General features: G+C 67.7%; 2 protein-coding genes. One reads left to right on the top strand and one right to left on the bottom strand.

Annotation, left to right across the window (positions count from 1 at the left end; all coding sequences use genetic code 11):
- Nucleotides 1-86: 86 nt before the first annotated feature.
- The gene (locus CV1CTNOD_RS24365) at nucleotides 87-344 is read right to left on the bottom strand and encodes a hypothetical protein (RefSeq protein ID WP_207386158.1); all 258 of its coding nucleotides are present in this window, start codon (nucleotides 342-344) and stop codon (nucleotides 87-89) included.
- 366 nt (nucleotides 345-710) lie between these two features.
- Here CV1CTNOD_RS24365 and CV1CTNOD_RS03350 point away from each other — a divergent pair, with 366 nt between their 5' ends.
- Nucleotides 711-1673, top strand: a complete 963-nt coding sequence (locus tag CV1CTNOD_RS03350; protein WP_131784694.1) for a crotonase/enoyl-CoA hydratase family protein — start codon at nucleotides 711-713, stop codon at nucleotides 1671-1673.
- Nucleotides 1674-1681 lie beyond the last annotated feature (8 nt).

Here is a 1681-nt window from a genome sequence, read left to right as displayed (position 1 = left end):
GCCACGATCCCTCTTCACAGGGCCTGAAGGCGGTGCGCAAGCAGGATCATCACACCGCCTTCGGACGGGTGACAGAGATACGGGAGTTACTCTCCGTCAAGGACCTCCAGGCGCCGGACGCGGAGATGCTCGACATCGACAGTTCCGATCTTCAGGCTCCCCACCCGCGCGCGCCGGATCGCCAGCCGCCCGATCGCGAGCGCGCCCACCGCAAAGGCACCCAGTGCCGCCGCGCCAAGAGCCAGCGCTCCGACGGCAAACGCACCCAAAGCCGTCGCCCCGGTAGCCACGACCGCACCGCTGCCGGCAGCGGGCACGATGCCGCCGGTCGCACTGCCGGTCACCTCGGATCCCGCGCCAGTAGCCCGGGGAGTTGACCCTCTGGCGGACTGCGTCAGATCGCTCACCCTGTCGAGAGTAGAGCCTCCCCGCACGCTGTCGAGTTTCCCGCCATCAACGAGCCGGAGACCCGGACCTTCCGGACCTTCCGGATCGGCTCCCGCGCCCCGAACGCGAGAAAACATGATCGCGCTGCTTTTGGCCCTCCAGCGGCCCCGGCAACTACCCGGCAGTAGTTTATGTTCCAACCTTCCAACAATTAAGTATTCGGATACTCACAAGCTGACCGTCGCGTGATGAGCCACCGTGGGATACCCATCCGTGACGCCCATCGGCGCAGTTCAGCGCCATCCGAACCAGAAGGGGATCTAATGACGACGACGGACGGGTTCCGGGCGAACCCCGCCTCCAGCGGTAACGGCGCGAACCGCGTCGACGATGCCGGACACCAACCGGCTGGACACCACCAGCCAATTCGACTGGAACCGTATCTGTTCGCGGAACCGCCGGCGCAACCGCTGGTATCGCTGCGTGTTGAACGGCGCGACACGGTTGTCCAGGTCACGCTTCTCGGCCCGGGCAAGGGCAACGCCCTGGGCCCGGACTTCTGGCGCGAGGTCCCCAAGGTGTTCACCGCTTTGGACGCCGACGACACCGTGCGGGCGGTGGTGCTAACCGGCTCGGGCAACCACTTCTCCTACGGCCTGGACCTGGCGGCCCTGGCCGAGTTGGCCGACATCGCGGGCGACGAAGACGGCGGCCTGGCCCAGTTTCGTACCGATTTCCTCCACAAGGTGCGTTCCATGCAGGATTCGCTGGACGCCGTCGCGCGCAGCCGGAAGGCCGTTGTCGCCGCGGTCAGCGGCTGGTGTGTCGGTGGCGGGGTCGACCTGCTGACCGCATGCGACGTCCGGTACGCCAGCACCGAGGCGCTGTTCAGCATCCGGGAGGTGAAGGTCGGCGTGGTTGCCGACCTGGGCAGCCTGCAGCGCCTTCCCGCCATCATCGGGGACGGGCACCTGCGGGAACTCGCTCTGACCGGTAAGGATATAGACGCCGCCCGCGCCGAACGGATCGGCCTGGTCAATGACGTGCTCCCCGACCCGGCCAGCGCGCTCGCCGCCGCCCACGCCTTCGCCGACGACGTCGCGGCAAACCCGCCGCTGGTCACGCAGGGCATCAAGGATGTCCTGGACACCGCCCGTGCCGCCGCGGTCGAGGCCGGTCTGCGCTATGTCGGGGCGTGGAACGCCGCATTCCTCCATTCCCATGACCTCACCGAGGCGATAGCGGCCTTCGCGCAGCGGCGACCGCCACGATTCACCGGCCGGTGACGGTGAAT

The organism is Protofrankia symbiont of Coriaria ruscifolia, assembly GCF_900634745.1.
GTDB lineage: Bacteria > Actinomycetota > Actinomycetes > Frankiales > Frankiaceae > Protofrankia > Protofrankia californiensis.
Note: the sequence above shows the minus strand (reverse complement) of the source record. Positions and strands in the feature narration are given on the sequence as shown.

Excerpts from the sequence above, each read along its gene's own strand:
- CV1CTNOD_RS03350 (WP_131784694.1), top strand. The coding sequence starts at position 711 with ATGACGACGACGGACGGGTTCCGGGCGAACCCCGCCTCCAGCGGTAAC.